The 21,347-nt window shown below is 51.4% G+C and carries 16 protein-coding genes; all 16 read right to left on the reverse strand.

What is annotated here, in order from left to right:
* Positions 1–74: 74 nt before the first annotated feature.
* The 16 genes from galE to sthA all read right to left on the reverse strand — a co-directional run bounded on the left by galE (position 75) and on the right by sthA (position 21,317).
* Complete coding sequence (gene galE, locus DU505_RS03720; protein ID WP_181872721.1) at positions 75–1,127, reverse strand: UDP-glucose 4-epimerase GalE; 1,053 nt, start codon at positions 1,125–1,127, stop codon at positions 75–77.
* The gene (locus DU505_RS03725) at positions 1,124–2,329 is read right to left on the reverse strand and encodes a DegT/DnrJ/EryC1/StrS family aminotransferase (RefSeq protein WP_114477652.1); all 1,206 of its coding nucleotides are present in this window, start codon (positions 2,327–2,329) and stop codon (positions 1,124–1,126) included. Before DU505_RS03725 ends, galE begins: the two co-directional genes overlap by 4 nt.
* A 192-nt stretch (positions 2,330–2,521) precedes the next feature.
* Positions 2,522–3,673, reverse strand: coding sequence for a glycosyltransferase (locus tag DU505_RS03730; protein WP_114477653.1), 1,152 nt, complete (start codon positions 3,671–3,673; stop codon positions 2,522–2,524).
* 42 nt (positions 3,674–3,715) lie between these two features.
* Positions 3,716–4,612, reverse strand: a complete 897-nt coding sequence (locus tag DU505_RS03735) for a glycosyltransferase family 2 protein (protein ID WP_114477654.1) — start codon at positions 4,610–4,612, stop codon at positions 3,716–3,718.
* Positions 4,609–5,673: an EpsG family protein gene (locus DU505_RS03740; protein WP_114477655.1), complete on the reverse strand. Its 1,065-nt coding sequence runs from the start codon at positions 5,671–5,673 to the stop codon at positions 4,609–4,611. Before DU505_RS03740 ends, DU505_RS03735 begins: the two co-directional genes overlap by 4 nt.
* Complete coding sequence (locus DU505_RS03745) at positions 5,670–6,785, reverse strand: glycosyltransferase family 1 protein (RefSeq protein ID WP_114477656.1); 1,116 nt, start codon at positions 6,783–6,785, stop codon at positions 5,670–5,672. The genes DU505_RS03740 and DU505_RS03745 overlap by 4 nt, the downstream gene beginning before the upstream one ends.
* Entirely contained in the window at positions 6,782–7,804 is a 1,023-nt protein-coding gene (locus DU505_RS03750) for a glycosyltransferase family 2 protein (protein ID WP_114477657.1), read from the reverse strand. Before DU505_RS03750 ends, DU505_RS03745 begins: the two co-directional genes overlap by 4 nt.
* The gene (locus DU505_RS03755; RefSeq protein WP_114477658.1) at positions 7,801–8,892 is read right to left on the reverse strand and encodes a polysaccharide pyruvyl transferase family protein; all 1,092 of its coding nucleotides are present in this window, start codon (positions 8,890–8,892) and stop codon (positions 7,801–7,803) included. Before DU505_RS03755 ends, DU505_RS03750 begins: the two co-directional genes overlap by 4 nt.
* Positions 8,877–9,911, reverse strand: coding sequence for a glycosyltransferase family 2 protein (locus tag DU505_RS03760; RefSeq protein ID WP_114477659.1), 1,035 nt, complete (start codon positions 9,909–9,911; stop codon positions 8,877–8,879). The genes DU505_RS03755 and DU505_RS03760 overlap by 16 nt, the downstream gene beginning before the upstream one ends.
* A 279-nt stretch (positions 9,912–10,190) precedes the next feature.
* Positions 10,191–11,372 carry a hypothetical protein gene (locus DU505_RS22255; protein ID WP_147273043.1) on the reverse strand — a complete coding sequence of 394 codons (1,182 nt, stop codon included), beginning with the start codon at positions 11,370–11,372 and terminating at the stop codon, positions 10,191–10,193.
* Between the two features lie 3 nt (positions 11,373–11,375).
* Complete coding sequence (locus DU505_RS03765; protein ID WP_181872722.1) at positions 11,376–12,638, reverse strand: lipopolysaccharide biosynthesis protein; 1,263 nt, start codon at positions 12,636–12,638, stop codon at positions 11,376–11,378.
* A gap of 358 nt (positions 12,639–12,996) precedes the next feature.
* Positions 12,997–15,204, reverse strand: coding sequence for a polysaccharide biosynthesis tyrosine autokinase (locus DU505_RS03775; RefSeq protein WP_114477661.1), 2,208 nt, complete (start codon positions 15,202–15,204; stop codon positions 12,997–12,999).
* Positions 15,205–15,253: 49 nt separating this feature from the next.
* Positions 15,254–15,691, reverse strand: a complete 438-nt coding sequence (locus DU505_RS03780) for a low molecular weight protein-tyrosine-phosphatase (RefSeq protein ID WP_114477662.1) — start codon at positions 15,689–15,691, stop codon at positions 15,254–15,256.
* 2 nt (positions 15,692–15,693) lie between these two features.
* Positions 15,694–16,812: a polysaccharide export protein gene (locus DU505_RS03785; RefSeq protein WP_114477663.1), complete on the reverse strand. Its 1,119-nt coding sequence runs from the start codon at positions 16,810–16,812 to the stop codon at positions 15,694–15,696.
* 171 nt (positions 16,813–16,983) lie between these two features.
* Complete coding sequence (locus DU505_RS03790) at positions 16,984–19,089, reverse strand: polysaccharide biosynthesis protein (RefSeq protein ID WP_114477954.1); 2,106 nt, start codon at positions 19,087–19,089, stop codon at positions 16,984–16,986.
* An 836-nt stretch (positions 19,090–19,925) separates the two neighbouring features.
* Complete coding sequence (sthA, locus tag DU505_RS03795) at positions 19,926–21,317, reverse strand: Si-specific NAD(P)(+) transhydrogenase (RefSeq protein WP_114477664.1); 1,392 nt, start codon at positions 21,315–21,317, stop codon at positions 19,926–19,928.
* Positions 21,318–21,347: the final 30 nt, after the last annotated feature.

Consider the following 21,347-nt stretch of genomic DNA (forward strand, 5'->3'; position numbering starts at 1 on the left):
TATATTCTTGCACGCGCAAGTAGTACACTTAAATGAATGACGGCCTCAAGTTCCAAACACAGTCTCACATAGTATTAGTCGTTTGAACTATTTTGAGTTTTCGTAGTAGTGTTCTGGCGATAACCATCCGGATTGAGCTGCTGCCAGCGCCAGGTATCTTGCATCATGTCGTCAAGGCTGCGCTTGGCCTTCCATCCCAGTTCGCATTCAGCAAGGCTGGCATCGGCCCAACACTCGGCCACGTCACCGGGGCGGCGCGGCTCAATCCGGTAGGGCACCAATTGTCCCGATGCCTGCTCGAAGGCTTTTACGACCTCGAACACCGAATGCCCCTGGCCAGTGCCTAGATTCCAGGTGCGCGCGCCGCTGCCATCTGCCAAGCCAGATAGCGCACACAGATGCCCTTCGGCCAGGTCCATCACATGGATATAGTCGCGTACGCCGGTGCCGTCTGGCGTGTGGTAGTCGCTACCGTATACTGCCAAGCACTTGCGGCGCCCCACTGCTACCTGGGCCACAAAAGGCAGCAAGTTATTGGGAACTCCCAGGGGATCTTCACCAATCTGACCGCTGTGATGAGCACCGACCGGATTGAAGTAGCGAAGCAATGCAACGGACCAGCGGTTATCAGAAGCGGCCAAGTCGCGGAGCAACTCTTCCACCATCAGCTTCGAGCGGCCGTAAGGATTGGTGGGTGTTCCAGTGGTCAGACCTTCGTGCAACGGCATGGGGTGGCCATCGCCATACACGGTTGCCGAGGAGCTGAACACTAAACGAGTAACTCCCGCCGACTGCATGGCTTTGCAAAGCGTAACAGTACCAGCCACATTGTTCTCGTAGTATGCCAGCGGCTGATGCACACTTTCGCCTACCGCCTTGAGGCCAGCAAAGTGAATCACCGCACTAACCGAATACTCACTGAACAGCCGATCCAGCAGCGTGCGATCCCGAACATCCCCTTCGATAAAAGCGAGTTCACGGCCAGCCAAGCATTCTACTCGGCGCAGGGGTTCTCGGGAGGCGTTGCAGAGGTTGTCCAACACCACCACCTCGTGCCCGTCTTCGAGCAGCGAGAGAATGGTATGCGAGCCAATGTAGCCAGCTCCACCGGTTACCAACACTTTCATTGAGCCCTCTGTGGCTTGGCTGCCAAGTCCATCACACTTTTCAGCACCTGGCAGGTCTTGTCGATCTCAGCATCGGTAAGCGTGGGATGGCAAAGAAACATCAAGCTTGTTTCCCCCAACTCGCGTGCAATCGGAAGCGCCTGCGCTGGCCGCCAACCGGTGCCATCAAAAGCTTTCTCCAGATAAACCTCCGAACACGAACCAAAAAAACATGGGACGCCTCTGGCGACGATCTCGTTCATGATACGTTCGCGGTCCCAACCTTCGTCCAGCCGTTCCGGCTCCACGAAGACATAGCACTTGTAAGCCGCATGATCGATATGCTCAGGCACCCGAGGCACCCTGAGCCCAGCGCACTCACTAGCCGTAAGCCAGATACGTTGAGCATTGGCCAAGCGAGTTGCCTTCCAATCAGGCATTCGAGCAAGCTGTATGCGCCCGATGGCCGATTGAATCTCAGTCAGCCGCCAATTCGTGCCAAATGTTTCATGAAACCAGCGAAACCCGGGGGTAGACTCGCGTTTGTAAATCGCTTCCCAACTCTTGCCATGGTCCTTGTAGCTCCACATCATTTCCCATAGAGCCTTATCATTGGTGGTTACCATGCCACCTTCCCCGCCAGTGGTCATAATCTTATCCTGGCAAAACGACCAGCAGCCTACATGGCCAATACTTCCCACGCTACGGCCGCGGTAAGTGGCACCGTGCGCCTGAGCACAGTCCTCGATTACGTAGATCCCATGCTGCGCGGCCAGCGCCATCAACTCATCCATTTCACAGGGCCAACCGGCTAAGTGAACAGCGATGATCGCTCGGGTATTAGGAGAGATCTTCTTGGCTACCGTCTCAGCGGTGATGTTCTGGGAATGGCGATCCACATCCGCGAATATCGGCACACCGCCAGCAGTGACGATGCAAGAAGCCGAGGCCAGGAATGTGCGCGGAGTGACGATCACCTCGTCACGTCCGCTGCTGCCCTCCCCACCGATACCGAGCCCCTTCAAGGCAAGGTCTAATGCCGTCGTGCCATTGGATACGGCAATGGCATAATCAGTACCGGCAAAATGGGCAAATTCTCGCTCAAATTCACGCCCCTCAGTACCGGTCCAGTAATTCACTTTGTTGGAAAGCAAAACACACTGCACCGCTTGGGCCTCCTCTTCGGAGAAAGAAGGCCAAGGGGAAAAGGGTCCTTTCAACATTATTCCACCAAGAGAAGATAAAAGTAGCAAGCAATTTATTAAGCGAAGAGCTTGGTAGGTAAAGCGATTACTGTGGTGTCATACTTCAGATTACAGACAACGGCGATACTTGCACCAACAAATATAACTCATCCATTATAACGCCGGCCTCCCGGGCGTGTATAAAACCTTGCCTGCCGTATGCATTACCAATCAACAAGGGTAAGAAGCCCTCTCACTATCAAGAAAAGCCTTCTCATAAAATTCAACCAACTCCTGCTCCAATACAGAAGACGAAAAATCACCACGAGCACGAAACATCGCTGCGTTAGCCAACTGTGTTCTTAAGAGTGGATTTGAAATCAGAACGACCATCTTCGCAAACAAATCCTCTTCGCATTTTACAGAATGCAAGAGCCCTGTTTTATTATCAACCAGTGCATCAGAAATACCATAGATGTTTGACGCGACACTAGCCACACCACAAGCTGCTGCCTCTATCAAAACGGAACCAAATCCTTCTCTATGGCTGGGCAAGCAAAACACATCCGCCGCATTAAAATAGGCCTCTGGCTCACTAGTGCAGCCAACACGTATGAGCTTACCCGTGAAAGAATCCACAATAGAGCCGTCATCAAACATTCCTGACTCATCCTCCCCCACAATCAGCAGCTTCGCCTCGGAGTAGGCCTCTGAAATTCTTCGAAAGGCGGAAACCAGCTCAGGAACCCCTTTTTCAGCATTAATGCGTCCAAGAAACAGGAAAACAAAGTCATTCTCGGAGACCCCATGTTTATCTCGTACAATTTTCCTCATTTCAGAGTCAGGTTTGAAACGGTCAACGTTTACTCCCGATATAGAACCATTCGCCAGAACTGATGACTTTCTTCGCTGGATGACTTGCTCAGTGAGGAGGAAGTTTCGTTGAGAGTGGCTGTCCACCAGCGAGTGCGTGGACATACTATGAAGCAGCTTATCAAGTGAGCGGAGAAGATAGCGTGGTAAACCAGTTCGTGTTACCCACACCTGTCCAGTAAAAGTATGGTTCCGGACTGGCACCCGAGTTATCCAAGCGGCTATCATTGTCAACAAGCCTGCCTTCGGTGTCACAGAATGCACAGCATCGTAGCGATTATTTGAAAAAATTCTGACGAGTGCGACAAGAGCCATAAAATCAAGCCAGACATTGATACTTCTATGGATCGGCGCATGAATTATATTATTGGCCGAAAGAGATAATGGATAATGTTGATGTAGATTTGCGATCAAATCCACCTGATAGCGCTCTCCCAGGGCAGCAATATGACCACTCAAAAAAACCTCTGCAGTAGCTGGTGCGGCTACGACAAATACAATACGCTTCATTTTTTTCTCTTTAATTGTAATATTTGGCAAAACAGAAAGGTACTAGACTGGAAGGTCAATTGCTTGTATGTGCTTTATCTCTTCCAAGAAAAAGTCTTTTTCATCTTGGGACAACGGCGCCTTATTTCTCCGCCTTCTTAGAATATCCAGCGATCCAGCAATCGAAAGTCCACGTGCAACCATCAACTTTGCCAGAGTGACGGAAAAGGCATGTACCTTATCAGCAAGCGAAAACCCGAAACCAGAATCTTTCATTATTGTTCGCAAACATTCACGATAAGCAACTGCCAGCTTGGAAGGAACTACATTTCCATCTTCGCGGTAATAATACAGGGGCTTGTCGACAAAACCAACTTGCAGATCACCTTGTGAGAAGGCTCTCACCCAAAGGTTTGCATCTTCACCAACGCGTATGTTTTCACGGTAAGGATTACGTTGAAACCAGGCTCGCTTTCCAAGGAGAGACGCATGAACAATCCCGGAATTTCCGGACAAAAGGGTTTTTGGTGATATTTTATAACCATTGGAAGGCACACGAAGTCCAAGTGGATAGTTATTATTTGACAAGGAACATATTCCTGTAGATACCAAGTCTAATTTCGGTCTGGCAAGCAAAAACTCCAGCTGAATCCTTAGCCTTTCAGGAGATATCAAATCATCGGCATCCATTCTCGCAATAAAGTCATGAGACGCTAATGCTGTTACTTGGTTAAGTCGAGCCGCAAGCCATCGGTTTTTTCCGTCCGAATATACTCTCACTCTAGGATCTTTTATAGACTGCGCCAACTCAAGAGAGTTATCGGTAGAACCGTCATCTAACAAAATCAGCTCCCAATCAATATGAGATTGAGAGAATACGGCACGAACAGCATCAAGGAGAGTATCCTCGGCGTTAAAAAAAGGAATACCGATTGATACAGGAGGAAGAGAACATTTCACAAGAAAGGCTTCATATTAAGCTGATAAGGTGAAAGACCACTAAAACTAGTAGTAGTCAACACAAAGTAGAGGAGCGCAAATGAGGAAAATCCAAGTAAAAATATTCTTCTATCAGTAACCCTTTTAAAGCTGACAAACACCATAGGCCAAAGAAGTATGCTTGTATGGGAAAAATACGTCGCCAGTCTTAGTATACCTGATGGATTTGCACTAGAAACCACAGAAGCAATGGCAGGAATTAATCCGATAAAATAAATATTAAGTAGCCTGCAGTACCAGACTTTATTTTCTTCGATCTGATTTTTAAACAATAACAACAGAATACCTTGTACAGATAAGAATGCAAGCTGGACGTGCCCACCACCTACTCCAGACTGACCATATGACGCAAACCGCTCATCAATAAAAAAAGCGGCAAACTCTGTCAAACTAGATAAAAATACAGAAAGTGTCACGACTCCAAACATAACCGAAAAGATTTCACGCAACCCAATATGTGATCTTGCAATAAAATAAAGTGGCGCTGCAATAATTGCTGTCTTGTGAAACAGAGTTGCAGCAAAGACAAAGAAAAAATATGGAATCGCCCGACGGTTAAGCAACCAAGGCAATGCAAGAAAACACAACGCTGCTGCTATTCCTTGCCTCGCGCCATTAAAGAAAAAAGTGTATACCCCTAACGTAATAAAGACAAACAACGAAAACTCATAAACCTTTACGAGGCGTACAATTGTAACCGCGTAGCATCCAACGACGAGACACGCTGTTAAAGTCAGTAGCACTGCATAGCTATCAGATAGCGATGAACTGAGCAAAACTAAAAAACTATAGCCAATCTCTATTGGAAAGATTAACGCTTCTTCAATGGAAGTCACCCGTAAAAGCCAGGCAACATAATTTCCCGTATCTGTACCAACCGTCCTATCACGAAACCCGGCAAAAAAAATGAGAAAAGCAGCGACAAATACTAAACTTAAGCGCCGGACACCGACACTACCGTATTTGCGACCAAGTGTGGCAACAAAAACGACAAAAAATAACAAAAAAAGATATGGAATCATGAGAACCGATACAACGAAACCAATCGAAGGGCTCCAGCTTTCGAAGAAAAACCATGTGTCTCTAAGCGTTGTTGGCGTATCAAGAGATCAACCTCAGGCTGTTTGATGGAATTTAGCACCTTCTCAATCCAGCACTGGGGAGAATTATCCAATTCAACAAAATGAACCAGTCCCAAGCCAAGATCTACCTCAGGATAAATTGTATTCGAAATAACTGCGGGAAGGCCAGAAGCTTGAGATTCAACCAACACCACCGGAAAACCTTCATACAATGATGGCATTAACATCACATCAGAGGCTGCCATCAATTCTGGAATGTCATGACGCACTCCCAGCAATCGTATATTTTGTTGCAAACCCAAAAAATTAATCTGCTCCTTAATGGCATCAGAATCCGGACCATCACCAACAAATAGCATTTGAAAATCGATACCGGCATCCTTAAGCGCCGCCGCTAGCCTGACGGACCAGTTATGATTTTTAACCGCCATTAATCGACCGACCTGAAGTATTGTGATGACTCCATCAGGAATTGCCAATGCCTTCTTTGTTGCATATCCATTTGCTTCTATGAAACGGCATATATCTACGGCGTTTGGAATAATTTCAACGTGTTCTTTATCAGTAAAAAGGTACGATGCCGCAGCCTTGCCACAAGCAACGCAATCGGTAGATACCCAAGCAAGAATCCAGCGCATGCAGAACTGGTAGAACCTACCAATTACTGAAACGCTATTTATGTCGCTAGTGTTATGTGAATGTGCAATTCTGCGAGGCACACCTGCTACCTTAGCAGCCAATAGATTCAAGCCGCTACTGAAGAGTGTATGAGATTGCACAACAGTCCAGTTGTTTTTACGCAGAATACGCCATAGATTCAAAGATCGTGTGATTGAATTACTTCCGCTTGCATGAAAAATACGCCCCCCAAGCGCTTCAATTTCATCATCAAAATCACAGCGATCACTTGTAAAATATATAAAATCAAATTGATATTGACTGCGATCGATTTCCCGATAAATGTTCATGATCATGGTTTCAGCGCCCGCTCTATCCATTCGACCAACAATGTGCAAAATGCGGCGTGGAGGACTTCGATGAGCGATATTCATGGCACCTCCTTGAATCTTAAGCTTCCTAATACGCGTGGCTTAACCCTGCTTATAGTCTTTATCCCGCGAAGTAAACGAACGCTCAAAATGGATAGCCAATAAGGAACAGAGATAATTTCGGCCAGAAGTTTAGCTCTTATTCCGCGCGGCGAGTTTATTTCCAGCAATCGAAGCTCCGATTGCAAACCCTTTGCCTGCTCTATTGCCTCTGAAAGAAGATTGATATCAATCTTCATCAGCACTGACCATGATGCCTCGTAAACCTTCTCAGAAAATACTTTCGATTCAGCGCTATCGCCACGCAGACGGACCGTCTGCAGCACCATACGTTGCACTACAAACTGATCAAGGAGTTTTCTCCCCATGGAAGACGTAATGGATGTAACGCGTTGCCGATAGCAGTACCAATATCCGCTTAGGCGCACTATCTGACCGCTTGAGAAGCCTAGCTCCCAATGAAATGGCCAATCCTCGTAATAGGCTCCTACCGGGAAGCGCAAACGCGGGTCATTCAGCAAATCGGCGCTGATGAACTTCAACCATGCAAAATGAGGCAGCTTGAAGTATTCGACTCCACCGAGTGGCTCAGCGCCGATGGTATCAACGGCCTGATTGACTTCGGGAAGATCATCACCATCTTTGAATGCGACAAAGTCGAATACCACCAGGTCTGCACCAGTCTCCAAGGCATGAGAAAGACAGGTGTCAACGAGTTCATGAGCGATCACGTCGTCAGAATCTACGAACAGCACGAAGTCACCAGTGGCCGCTTCGATACCGGTGTTACGGGCTGCAGAAAGACCAGAGTTACGCTTGTGCCTCAGCAGGCGCACACGAGGATCGGCCAGGTGCCGCTCCAGCATCGATAGTGAGCCGTCGGTTGAACAATCCTCGACCATGATGATCTCAAGCCGCTGATAGCTTTGGTCGCGAATCGAATCCAGACAGCAGTCGAGATAACGTTCCACGTTGTAGACAGGAACGATCACGCTGACCAAAGGTTTTTTTTCATCTTTCATGGGTAAGTCACGGATTGTCTCAGTTCGTCATAGTTTCCGAGATCGAGTGGTGGATTAACTGGACTGCACCGTTCGTATGCAAGTAGATTTTCGACTACTTCAGGAATCAAATTGAAGCAATCAGACATGATAAACTGTACCTGAGGTTTATCGTCGAGCCAATCAAGCCAAGTCTGGTGAATTTTATGGTTTGCGTTCGGAAGCACAAGACAGGCCGTACCGGCAACTATCGATAGAATCATGCCATGCAAGCGATCAGTAACCACCAGCCTGGATGAACTGAACTGATTAAGCTTCTCTGCCAGCAACTGTTCACATCGAAATTTATCAAGCCGAATTCCGCCGACATGTGTATCAGTAACTTCTACTGGCATACCGGTATTAATCAGCATGTCCTCCAGTATCATTCGTTGCTGTGGTTTGATTACACTCTCTCGGTCGTCACGCAAACAAAGTAAAATGCCCGCAGGATGAATATCAGCATGTCTGCAAAAAACTATTCTACTTGCACTCAGCACGATGTCAGGTGCATACCCAATAGTTACGTTAGCATAAGCACTAAACAATGCCTCGAGCTTGTCGCGTGTAACCGATTCGCGTGCAAAAATATGAATATCTGCATGAGCTGAATAGACACGCACGATCTTTCGAAGCGCCCGCTGCGACACTTTCGAATTGTCCCAATCAAGTGTCTGAGGAAAGCAGATAATCCGATTATTGGGAAACGACTTGATAACAAGTTGTCGCAACTCTTCTATGTCAGAGTACAGTGAGCCCATATTGCCACCACCAACAATTGTTATAACATCACTGGCTAAAACCTGATGTTTAATAGAATCTAGCAGGCTGCGGGTACTGCTGATTGGAACTCGTATAATGGAATAGTCTTTCAGGGTGCTGCGGAGAAACGACTCCTGAGCTGCAGTAATCGCCAAGTCACCAATGTTTCCGTAATCGGCAGCCAAGAACACTAGCGCCCGATTTCCTGAAGGTAGAGAAAGGTTAGTCTTGTGAAACCATGTTGACAGCCAAATCTTGATTGATCTTGGAATCAGCGCAAAAAACGTAGCGATTACTTTATTGACCATGATCTCACTCCATCTTTTTTGCTACTCTCAATTCTTGATTTCCATACCAAGAGAGACCGCAATAACCTTAACATTCTAGCTTTAAACAAAAGCTGAATTATATTCATTCCTCTAGTTCCCCTCCTCCCCTTCCAGGAAAGGCATGTTTCTACTAGTTCTGAGTTTCTAATTCTCTTGAGCTCGTCAATTTGTGCTGAAAAATCACTAATCTTTATGGCATTGGAGATCAGCCAAGGTAATATATGAAGCATATAGTAGTCGCGAATATCACGACGGCCTTCATCTGTTATCTCACCTGCTTTATTTTGAATATCAAGCCGAGTATCAAAATGCACTTGCATATTTTCCAAAAGCAGTGGTTTATATCGAGGGCTTGAAAGAGACCCCTCTACCTGATAGTACGAATAAATTATTTCAGGAATTCTTATGATATACTTTGCCGAAAGAACCGCATACATATTAAAAATAGTATCTTCACCAAGATGAAGCCTCTCATCAAAGCGCAAATCACTCAGGGCAGATCTTCGAAATGCTTTACTCCAAGTGAACCAAAACAGCTCTCGGTCGCCAATCACATCATCTAGAAATTTCCCTGGCGATATATATTGCTCCATTCCACTAGTGGGAAAGGATTGTTTTTCACCATTTAAAAAGACACGTTGATAACCAAAAACTATAATATCTGGATTTTTTCGGCATGCGTTTTCAAGGCAAAAGAAATAATTATTAAAGACTATGTCATCACAGTCTACAAACGTTACATACTCTCCATTCGCCACACCCAATCCTACATTGCGGGCAGCAGAAGGCCCTTTGTTATTTTGAGTAATGAAAAGAAAACTCTCGAAGGACTCTGAATATTTCTGCGCTATACCGGCCGATGAATCCGTAGAACCATCATCGATGACTATAACTTCTACCGCATGATTTTTTGCCGCCAAAAGAATGCTATCTAAGCAGTATTTAAGATACATCTCGCCATTATAAACAGGTATAATCACTGAAAACTTTAACTTCATGCTCACTGTCCAAAAATTAATTAATTCAGATCTCGCACCTGATATCTAATGAATATATAGCTGATGACCCAATGGAGAAAACTGATAGGTACTGGAACCACATGATACCTAGTAAATTGCATTATTATTTTTCTATGAAAATGCTTTGATCTCCAATACAAAATCAAGCAGTACATAATCAGTGGCTGAGATGTGGACAAATACTTCTGAAAAAGAGACAAATCACAAGATACTTCTCGAGTAAAACCGGAAGTATTCGTTTCTGCCCCACCCGCATCACTATTTCCCCAGGAAGCGCTTAGCTATCAGGCGTCTGCGTGTATTGGCTGGAAGAATACTCCCCCACCGCACCGAGGGGCGTTTAAGTACCTTCTCAATTTCCGGCAGCATGTCTTTACCAATTCCCGTTCTAATTATCTTGTCATAGAAGAATTTCCAGTCTAATCGCTCCGCTTCGCTACGAAGTACTACAGAGGCCAGGCTCTTTTTTCCCAGAGGAGTATCAAAGCAGGTCGGATCCGGCTCGCCCGCAAGCAGGAAATCTAGGCGTGTTCGCACGCATTTCTCACAGTTTCCACAATTTCGATCATGCAGCTCTCCGGCCCAGCAAACTCTGAGATTCCTAACACCAACCTCCCAAGCTGAAAGGACTTTTATTTTCTCAAATCGGCTGTACCCGGCTCCATCATGAATGACCTGCATACGCTTTGAGCTGAGCAGAGGGTCAGTGATGGGATGGGAGCCCCACGGGACTACAAGTCTATCATAAGCATCTCCTGATGCAATTAGAGCCATCCCTGCAAAGTCTGCCATGCCGCTAAACACTGATGCTAGTGCAGTACCGCAGTAATGCTCCCAGTTCACCAAGCTAACTTCGGTAATATTCGTTCGCACTAAGATCAAATTCAGCTCTAAATCTGCTAGCGCTACCCGTGCCCGTTCGGCAGCACCTGCGATCCCGTCATGGTCCTCCAGTGGAATATCAAAGCCATGGACTAATACTCCAGCTGAGATTGATATTCGTTTATCTCTGGCCAACCCCTTCGTGTGACGATAGGTTGTGAATTGCCCATCAACACCTCCTGAAAAAGTGACAACCGCGCCCGCTACAGGCTCCCCCTCATCACGAACCTCATCCACCTCGATTTTTACTTCCTGATAAACTTCCGGGCACCACTTGACCCAAACCCTCTGTAGCTCGGTCATATTAGCTAGCAATTCACTACACACACTGCCGTGCACGTGAATATCAGCTCCCTGCTTCATGGCCGGCAACAGGACCGCAAGAAGATATGAATCGCAATTTTTTTGGGTCGCCTGAGGAACGTTGCTAGGATACTCCCACCAGAGCTGTTTCTCTGATTCACTACCGTCCACGCGCTCCACTAACCGGCAACTTCGTTTCCAGCTTTCAGCCCCCATAGCAGTTGGCTCAGGAAATATGTCTATGCTGTTCCCCATAGTTCAATCCTTATCTTTCTGAAAATAGATCCCGCCATTGAGGCGAATGAACGCAACCACACACAAGGCGGTGCTGAGAAAACAGCCAACTATTGAAAATAGCGCGATCGCAGCCAGGTCAGACTTAAAAAAAGTGAAACCAATATAGAGCGCCGTGACACGTAGAATCACGCTCAGCACCTCCTGTACAAGAAGGTATCGTTGTAATTTCAGCGCGGGGTAGGCCGCGACGTATGCCCCGCTAACCAGTACAAACGCCAACCATAGGGCAATCCATTGGGCATACTCGCCGGCCCGACTCCACTCATCACCAAACACAATGGGAAACAATACGGGGCCGGCAATCGCGATGATCCCGAATGGCACCAATGCCAATAGCGAGAGAACAGTAGTTGCTTGAATGAGCATCTTTCCAGCGTCCTGGCTTCCTTCAAGGATCGCACGTGTGATTTTGGGATAGAACACCTCTCCTACCGATTGCCCCAGCAACATCACAGGCGCCCCCAGCACCAGCACAGTAAGAGAGTATTGGCCAGCAGCGCCGGAACCGAAAAAGCTAGTGAGCAAAATCACAGGCAAACCAAGCGCAGCGGCATTGATCATGCTCTGTGGCATCCGGTACAGCGAGAAGTCACGATACTCCCTAGCTGCGTTGCGAATACCAGCAGCACCGAACCAGCGCCGCACCTCGTAAGCACCATTTCTTGGCACAAGCGCCAGCAACATCACAAAGTTGATTGCCTTTCCGAGCATAAAAAATACGATAAGCAGCAGGCCAGAAGGCGCAAGCAATCCGCCGGTCAACTTTCCGATGTTAATCAGGAGCGTGCTGGCTACATGGGAGCCCGCTTTGGCTTTGAACAATCCTTCACGGATGGCTGTTTGGTCAGCAACTGACAGCAGCGCCCCCAGCAGTAATGAAACTGGGATCAAATACAGTATCGCTGGCGTTGCTTCCAGGCTCGCCCAAGTGGCCAACTGGTCCTGGAAGATATATACGAAACTGAGCATCACCGGCGCCACCATTGTTGCACACACAATGGCCAACCGAGCAATCGCGGTCGCCCCCTCATCCGTCTCGGGCATCACGATCGCATTGGCATAACCGAGCGTGGCAAGTGGCGTGATGATATTGATCATGGCAGTAAACGCAGCTAACGCCCCGAATGCTTCAGGCCCATACAACCGTGTCAGGAATGGAGCGAATACTAGCGAGATTGCCTGCGCGGCCGCGATACCCGTTGCCACGGTGGCGACATTGCGCACGAACCTGCTTTTTCCAAACACCCTAACGCGGTCATGTAGACGGTTGAGCACCGTTCTACTCATGGCGTAATGGTGCCTGTGAAACAATCAGGCGTCTGGTAAACCCAGGTCATCAATAGATTCATGGTTTATGTCCATAGATTTCGTGATGCCAGTCCACGACGCCAACCACGCACGACTTCACCTCCGTGGTCCACTGTACCTCCAGCCAGGCCCCTCGATGGCGATGTCGTAGTAGTCGTTCGTGCTATCGAACCCAACCACGCTGTCACCCCGCTCCAGCTACCGCTTGGACGTATGAACGCCGAAGAAGCCAGCGCTGCCAGTGACAAGAATCTTGATGTGGAAAAGGGCTCTCTCACCGATATTGATAGTGGTAGTAACCGTAGTAGCCGCCGGCCGTCGAGGGCTTGCGCTCGACGGCATTGAGCACGGCACCGCGTACCCGTATGCCGTTGTCTTCCAGGCGCCGCCTGGCCGCCTTGATCTCACGCACCGGGTTCTGCTCAAAGCGAGCCACCAATAGGGTGGTGTCACAGTGCTTGCCGACCACACTGGCGTCAGTCACCGCAAGCATCGGGGGGGTGTCAACCAGCACCAGATCGAAACGGTCGCCCAAGGCCACCATGGCCTCAGCCAAGCGCGACTGCATGAGCAGCTCGGAAGGATTGGGAGCCACCCTGCCCCGGCTGATCACATAATAGTTTTCGATGCCGGTGGGACGAATGATATCGGCCAGCTCGCACTGCCACGCCAGGTAGTCGGATAATCCCGGGCTGGCATCCAGCTTGTAGGCGCGATGCAGATACCCCTTTCGTAAATCGGCATCCACTACCAACACCCGCTTACCGGCCTGGGCAAAGACCGATGCAAGGTTGATCGTAAGGAAGCTCTTTCCCACGCCGGGGCTGGAGCCCGTGATCATGATGCGATTGTTGCAACCTTCCAGCAGGGCAAAATGCAAGCTGGTGCGCAGCCCGCGTATCGCTTCGACGCTCAGGTCAGCCGGGGCTTGTTCGGCCAGTATCCCGGTCACCACGCTCTTGGTCTGCTTAAGACCTTTTCGCCTCATCCGCTTGGTCAGGCGTGATTGTGCGCTGGAAAGCGGGATAGTGGCATAGACGGGAATCCCCGCTGCCTCGATCTGGTCGGGTGAGGTCACGCCTCGGCGCAATAACTCACGCATCAGCACCAGGCCAACGCTGAGCACCAGGCCAACCAACGTAGCCAGAAGAATCATACGGATGCGATTGGGAGCCACCAGGCCGCTGATCACCGCGGTGTCGATGATGCGCACATTGCCGATGGTGCCAGCACGTGCCACTTCCAGCTCCTGAATAGTGTTGAGTACGTTGACGTAGATCGCCTGGGTGACATCCACATCGCGCCGCAGACGAATAACCTCCTGCTGGGCGGCGGGCAACTCTTTTACACGGTCGTTCAGCTCGGTCCGGTCCTGCTGGATCTGGCGGCGCTGTCGCAGCAGGGCCTGATAGGAGGGGTGGCTGGGCGTGTATCGCTGGGCGAGCTCGGCTTCCTGGAACTCAAGTTCGTTCAGACGGGTTTCGAGCTCGATGTAGCGCTCAATGGCAGCCTGCGACTCACTATCGAGGTCGACACTATCCAGACCCGCCCGATACTCGTTCAGGTGCCGTTCGGCATCGGCCAGCTGGCTGCGCAACTCCGGCGCCTGTTCTTCCAGGAATTCCAGGCTCTGCTGGGCCTGAGCAGACTGCCGCTCAACGTTCTGAGTCAGGAATGTTTCCGCCACGGCACCCAGCGTACGGGTGAGTTCAGCCGGGTCGTCACCGGTCATGATCAGGCGCAACATGCCGGCACCATCCCTGCTCGATGAAGTTTCCCGAATCTGCAACCGCGCTCCGATGCTGCCGATTGCCGAGGTTCGATGCTGCTTCATGAGTCGGAAGCGGGCACCGGGTGCGGCATTGAAGCTGGCAATATGCAGCGTCAAATCACCCTCAAGGTAGCGCTCTGCCTGGCCAACCTGCCCACTGCCAATGGGCATGCCATCCAGCAGTACCTGATAACCCTCGGGCAGTCGCTCAACCAAGAGCCGCTGACCGCGACGGCTGTCGGCCAGTTCGAAACGCGCCACATCGAGAGATTCATCTCCCCAGACATGCGGCTGGCGATCCATGAATTCGGGGCGAGGAATGCCGTGACGCATCACGTAATTGCCGATGAAGGGCAGCTCCACCGGGCGAATGATCACGTCTCGCTCCAGGCGGTCCACTACCTGACCTAACACCATTCGAGACTGCAGAATTTCCACTTCTGCCGGCGTGCTGACGACATCCTCACCAAGGATGCTACCGACGGTACCAAAGGGGCTAACGCTGGAGCGGCGTTCCACCTGTACCAAGGCATCCGCCTGATAGATCGGCGTGGCCAGTTGCCCCTGCACGTAGCCGACCCCGGCAAAGAGCAGAGTGATGATAAGAATCTGCCACTTGTGATCCAGCAGCACACCCAGCAACCGCCCCAGATCGATGGTGGCTTCCTGCGTGTCCTGCTGTTGTGGCGATTGTTGTGGTGTCTCGTTCATTAACTCTTCCGCGAATAAGGAGGGGAAGAATGGGGACATGGCACGGGCATCAGAGGCGTTCTGCCCAGAGGCGAGTTGCCTCATCCAGCAGCCGGTGCACATGTTCGAAGACTTCCGGGCTCTTACGGTAGGGGTCGGGGATGTCGATCCCCTCCTGCTGTGCCAGCCACTTGCCCATCAGCAAAATCTTTCCACGCACCTCCGGCCAACGCTTGGCTACTGCTTGGCGCTGGCCGTCCGTCATTACCAGCACCAAATCGGCCTCGGCTAGCAAGTCAGCGTCCAACTGGCGCGCCAGATGCGACGATACGTCGAGCCTATTGGCCTCGGCCAGTCGTCGGGCCTGCGCATCCACCGGCTGGCCGATCAAGGCGCCCAGGCCAGCCGACGTTACCGTCAGATGTGGCAGCCGCTGTTGCAACATAACCTCCGCTACCGGGCTGCGGCAGATGTTGCCGGTACACACGACCAATATGCGCTGGAACATGCCTAGAGCAGATCTTCGAAGCTGTCGCGGCCACCCCGGATATCACCCGGCAACCCCAGGGACGGCAGGATTAGAGTGATCACCCGGTTCCAGCGAGCCAGCGGGGCGGTTGTCACATACACGACATCGTTGGCTCTAAGTGGAAACCTGCTGGCCATCATGTAGGCAGTTGCGTCGCTCACGTCCAGTTGATAGACCGTGGCCAATTTGTCGCTTTCCATCGGCTGAGAGCGCATCACGAAGATCCCGGTGGCATCGCCGCGCTCTTCGTTGATTCCACCCGCGCGTGACAGGGCATCGGTCAGCGAGAGCCGCTCACGGTTCATGGATAGATTGCCGGTCACGAGGACTTGACCAAGCATGGCAATTCCCTTGTTGTCAGCGCTGGCAAGGTGCAGCTGATCGCCATCGCGGAGCAGGCGATTCTGGCTCTGGTCCCCCTCGCTAAGCAGGGAAAACAGCGAGAGCCGCTCTTCCTGCCCCTCGCGAATCAGAGTGAGGTCATGCCAGTAGGCATCGTCGGAAGGGCCACCCACGGCGCTGATGGCATCCACGATGGTCAAGGGCACGTTGGTGATGGGCAGCGCCCCTGGCTCATCTACGGCACCGGTCACGTATGCCTTCTGTGAGTTGTATTGGGCCACGAACACATCCACCTGGGGATCCGTCAGATACGCAGACAGACCGCGTGTGAGTTGGACGCGAATCTCATCGGTCGACTTGCCGGCAACGTTGATGCGCCCCAGGAAGGGGTAGAAGATGGTGCCGTCCGGCCGGATAATGTTGCCCGCTTCCGCAGCGCTTCGCTCTGCCCCTGCGGGAATCGTAAGCTCAGGGTGGTCGTAGACAATGATGCTCAGGATATCGCCAGGCCCTACCTGGTAGTCATATTCGGCAATCTGGCGGCGCAATACCTCCGACCGTGCCTGCGCGGTCGGCCGCTCTCGCTCGATACGCTGTAGCAGCGCCGGAGTGATCGGCTCGATATCCACCATCGAGGCAAGGTCGACACTTTCGACTTCGGGATAGTCCATATGCCCACCGGGGGCGAAGGCACAGCCTGCCAGCCCAAGCATAGCCAAGCTTGCCAGTGTCGCCCGAAGCGATCGGGGTATTGCCATGAATGTGTCCCTCATTATTAGTATCTCTCAGGGCTTGGATTGGCCATGTGGTCATTTACCCACGCTACCGCCCCGAAGTGACGGCGCGTCCTCGAAGCCTTTCACCAATTCGTATAATCCGAACAACTACTTGCTACTCCTATTGGCTTGCCACTTAATCAAAATCAGTCACTATTGGTCGGGCTTCCTGTACATCATTGCAACATTGGTCTCGGGACTACCTTGGGAATGAAAAGCCACCTTGGTACCACCAGGATTAAACTTTGCCAGGCTTGACGCTTTTTCCTTAATGGGTAGCTCAGCATCCAGCCATTCTGCCGATGCATCTTCAGGTGTCCGCGCATGATCCGTTTTCTGAAGCCAACGAATATCGACGAGTTCACTTTGCGAGGCGTAACCGATCATCGCCGACAAAAGAATATTTCGGACTTGATTCATGTCCTGCTCGCAGCAAGCTTTATTGATCGCGCGCAATAACTGCTGTAGCTCATCCCATCCCAGCATTTTTTCTACGGCCGTCATGATCCTCGGATGCGACGTGGCTTTTGCAGAATCGGCTATCAGAAGCTCTTCGTACAGCTTTTCACCAGGGCGCATGCCGGTGAAACAAATAGCAATATCCCCTTTCGAGCCACTAGAATGATTTGACGCATCGACTGCTTCTTCGATTTCAGGAAAGTAGGGCTGTAACCCCGTCAACCGCACCATGCGAAAGGCAAGGTCACTTATCTTCACTGGATCGCCCATATCCAGTACGAAGACATCCCCTCCACGTGCCATGGCTCCCGCCTGTATGACCAGTTGAGCCGCTTCTGGAATCGTCATGAAGTATCGAGTGATATCGGGATGGGTCACGGTAATGGGCCCTCCCATTTCGATCTGCTTCCTGAAAAGGGGGACAACGGAGCCCGAGGACCCCAGCACATTGCCGAATCGAACCATGGAGAAACAGGTTACGGACTGCTCCTTGGCGAGAGCCTGACATATCATTTCGGCCAGCCGCTTACTCGCCCCCATCACATTCGTGGGTCTGACTGCCTTATCGGTAGAAATCAAGACTACATTGCATACCTGAGCCGCTATGGCAGCCTTGGCCATGGCTAGCGTTCCGAACACATTGTTGCAAATGCCTTCGGCCATGTTCTGCTCGACCAACGGCACATGCTTATAAGCTGCAGCGTGATAGATCGTATTGACATTAAATCCCAGCAGTAGGGCCTCGAGTCGCTCACCGTCCTGAACCGATGCCAGGATGGGCAGACATGGAATACTCGACCCAGCCCTCTCCTGCATTTGCTGGAGATCCTGTTCGATCTGGTAGAGCGCGTATTCAGCGGCATCGACAAGTAGCAGTTGTCGGGGGCTCTGACATAAGATCTGTCGGCAAAGCTCACTACCGATGGAACCACCAGCACCCGTCACCATCACAACCTTGCCAGTGATGTCGGCCCCCATCAGTGTTGGGTCGGGGGGAATAGGATCCCGCCCCAACAGGTCTTCAATCGCAACGTCCAGCAATTCGTTGAATCTTGCCTTCCCCGAGATGATGTCGGCCATGTCAGGAATGGTCTGCACGGGTATGTTCAATGTCTCGATGGACTGAAGGATTTCCTGCCGCCTGGCTCGAGTCGCTTCAGGTATAGCCAAGAGGAGCTTCTGCACAGCGTAGGTCTTGATCAACCAACCACTCTCTTCTGGTGGGTATACCTTGAGCCCTTGCACATGGCTGCCCTGCAGCCTGGGCGCATAATCCACGAATGCAACAGGCTGGTAGTCTCGCCCATGACGAAGCGACATAGCCAGTTGGCGACCAGAGGCGCCAGCGCCATAGATCAATACTCGTCCCTTGCGTCGCACCTGGTCACTGAGAAAAAGATGGCGAAGGCCGAGCCTGACCCCGCCGACCGCAATCAGCGCCACCATGGCATAGATGAAAGGGACCGAGCCCGGGATGGGAAGTCCGAATAGAATGATTGTCAGGCCCAGCACTCCGGACGAGACAACCACACCGATCAGCATCGTCTGGGTGGCCTTCAGTCCAAGGTGGCGGATAATTGTCTGATAGAAGCCCAGTTTGATGAACAATGCGATGCTGATGGGTACAGCGAGGGACAGGGCGATCCACACGCCAGGCTGAGACAGGAAGTCGAAATTGTCCACACGCAGCCACATGGCCACGAGAAAGCTGACCGTAATGAGGAAAACGTCCGCCACCACTTGTATCAACCGCTTGCTGGCGCGGGGCAACCCAAAAACTATCGACAAGAATGGAGACATCGAGGATCCCCCCTGGTCCCATCGGCATAGATAGATTCGCTTATGTGCAACGACGGCGAGCCACGCCAACGAGTTTTCAATGCCGACGATCGCACGCAAGACCCACTTAAACATTACACACAGTTACACCTGGTCGCAAACTTCAACTATAAAGTGACAAAAAAATCAGTCGCGTAGCATTAGAATCTTCAAAAGCTCATAAACCTGGCCGACAAATCATACTACCCACTGATATTATTAAAATTTTTCCCGGGAGTTTCGTTTGCCCGCTCTTTTTCTCACGCCAAGCGTTCCATTCCACGTCACTCGCCCTGCCGGGCTGTCGATCATCGGGCAATACCTCGAGATTGCCAGTGATGAAAGCATCACGAACGCTTTCCCGTCACACTGGCCAACTACAAGGTACCGTAGTTCAGCCTTGACGTCGGGCGGAGCATTGAGCGCATAACGGTTCTGAAAATCCTGCGGAGTCGACTGCATTATCCGCAAGGATTAGCATGCTGGTCCGCCTACCAGAGACCACAATCATGTGAGGAGCAAGCGACAGCCATCGGACGCCATATTGGCCGTGTTTGGCAGGTAAAAATCATGAGGAAGCCGGCCTATCAGACCCGATAGGTACGGTGGTTTTCGGTGGCATCAGGCTCGCGTATCCATCGATATGCGGTTGAGTGATCAGAAACACTCGTTGTCGGCGACGGGAGAGAGGAGCAGCACAGGCATCATGGATTCAAGAGCCTTGCTAGCTATCATCATGACGATATCCTTCTTTCCGAAAAGGATATCAAGGGAAGGAGAATGAGGAGGAGAGGCTTGGCTCCTCCTCCGGACAGTGCTCAAAACACCCGGTTGAGTCCATTCTGCGCCGCGACCCGATAGGCCTCGGCCATGGTGGGGTAGTTGAAAGTCGTATTGACGAAGTACTTCAGCGTATTGGCTTCGCCCTTCTGCTGCATGATCGCCTGGCCGATGTGAACGATTTCCGAGGCCTGGTCACCGAAGCAATGGATGCCGTAGATCTCCAGGGTGTCCTGATGGAAGAGGATCTTGAGCATCCCGACGGTATCGCCGGTGATCTGGGCACGGGCAGTATCCTTGAAAAACGCCTGTGCCACTTCATAGGGCACCCTGGCCTCGGTCAGCTCACGCTCGGTTCGGCCGAAGGAGCTGATCTCGGGAATGGTATAGATCCCGGTCGGTACCTCGTTGACGTAGCGGTAATCCCGGTCGAGCAGTTCATCGCAGGCGTTGAGGCCCTGATCGTAGGCGGCGCTTGCCAGGCTGGGCCAGCCGATCACGTCGCCGGCGGCATAGATGTGTGGGATCGCGGTGCGGTAATGGTCGTCCACCTGCAGCTGTCCGCGACCATTGGCCTCCAGGCCGATATTCTCGAGCCCAAGCTCATCGGTGTTACCGGTACGACCGTTGGCCCAGAGAAAGGCGTCGGCGCGCAGGCGCTTGCCCGACTTGAGGTGCACCTCGACACCCGACTCGTCACCCTCCACACGCTCGTACTCTTCGTTGTGACGGATCAGGACGCCATGCTTGCGCAAATGGTAGGAGAGTGCGTCGGAGATCTCGTCATCGAGAAAGGAAAGCAGGCTGTCACGGTTATTGATCAGGTCCACCTTGACGCCCAGGCCGGAGAAGATCGACGCATATTCACAGCCGATGACACCGGCACCGAAGATGATCAGCGTACGCGGTGTATGCGACAGGCTTAGAATGGTGTCGGATTCGTAGATGCGGGGATGGCGGAAATTGATATCCGCCGGCCGGTAAGGGCGTGAGCCGGTGGCGACGATGATCTTCTGGGCGACCAGCTCTTCCAGTGCTTCCTGACGATCACGGATCAGAAGCGTGTGCTCATCCTTGAAGCGTGCCACACCGCTGAACAGGTCGATTCGGTTCCGGGCATAGAAGCGGGTCCGCATCTCTACCTGCTGATCGATGGTGATGCGCGAGCGCTCCATTACGCGGGGGAAGGAGAACCAGCGGGGCTCACCGATATCGCGGAACATGCGATTGGTATTGAAGGCCATGATCTGCTTCACCTGGTGGCGCAGCGCCTTGGAGGGAATCGTACCCCAGTGGGTGCAGTTGCCGCCCACCACCGGCTGCTTCTCCACTATCGCAACCCGCCTGCCGTGCTTGGCGGCATTGATGGCCGCGCTCTCACCGGCAGGACCGGTTCCGATCACCACCACGTCATAGTTATGAACTGCCATGGGCTCTCGCGTCTCCTGTTCCCTTGCTCG

It is taken from the genome of Billgrantia montanilacus (genome assembly GCF_003336675.1).
Classification (GTDB): Bacteria; Pseudomonadota; Gammaproteobacteria; order Pseudomonadales; family Halomonadaceae; genus Halomonas; species Halomonas montanilacus.

Excerpts from the sequence above, each read along its gene's own strand:
- DU505_RS03755 (WP_114477658.1), bottom strand. The coding sequence starts at position 8,892 with ATGGTCAATAAAGTAATCGCTACGTTTTTTGCGCTGATTCCAAGATCA.
- DU505_RS03725 (WP_114477652.1), bottom strand. The coding sequence starts at position 2,329 with ATGTTGAAAGGACCCTTTTCCCCTTGGCCTTCTTTCTCCGAAGAGGAG.
- DU505_RS22255 (WP_147273043.1), bottom strand. The coding sequence starts at position 11,372 with ATGGGGAACAGCATAGACATATTTCCTGAGCCAACTGCTATGGGGGCT.
- DU505_RS03750 (WP_114477657.1), bottom strand. The coding sequence starts at position 7,804 with ATGAAAGATGAAAAAAAACCTTTGGTCAGCGTGATCGTTCCTGTCTAC.
- DU505_RS03760 (WP_114477659.1), bottom strand. The coding sequence starts at position 9,911 with ATGAAGTTAAAGTTTTCAGTGATTATACCTGTTTATAATGGCGAGATG.
- DU505_RS03740 (WP_114477655.1), bottom strand. The coding sequence starts at position 5,673 with ATGATTCCATATCTTTTTTTGTTATTTTTTGTCGTTTTTGTTGCCACA.
- DU505_RS03775 (WP_114477661.1), bottom strand. The coding sequence starts at position 15,204 with ATGAACGAGACACCACAACAATCGCCACAACAGCAGGACACGCAGGAA.
- DU505_RS03785 (WP_114477663.1), bottom strand. The coding sequence starts at position 16,812 with ATGGCAATACCCCGATCGCTTCGGGCGACACTGGCAAGCTTGGCTATG.
- DU505_RS03745 (WP_114477656.1), bottom strand. The coding sequence starts at position 6,785 with ATGAATATCGCTCATCGAAGTCCTCCACGCCGCATTTTGCACATTGTT.
- sthA (WP_114477664.1), bottom strand. The coding sequence starts at position 21,317 with ATGGCAGTTCATAACTATGACGTGGTGGTGATCGGAACCGGTCCTGCC.
- DU505_RS03730 (WP_114477653.1), bottom strand. The coding sequence starts at position 3,673 with ATGAAGCGTATTGTATTTGTCGTAGCCGCACCAGCTACTGCAGAGGTT.
- DU505_RS03790 (WP_114477954.1), bottom strand. The coding sequence starts at position 19,089 with ATGTCTCCATTCTTGTCGATAGTTTTTGGGTTGCCCCGCGCCAGCAAG.
- galE (WP_181872721.1), bottom strand. The coding sequence starts at position 1,127 with ATGAAAGTGTTGGTAACCGGTGGAGCTGGCTACATTGGCTCGCATACC.
- DU505_RS03780 (WP_114477662.1), bottom strand. The coding sequence starts at position 15,691 with ATGTTCCAGCGCATATTGGTCGTGTGTACCGGCAACATCTGCCGCAGC.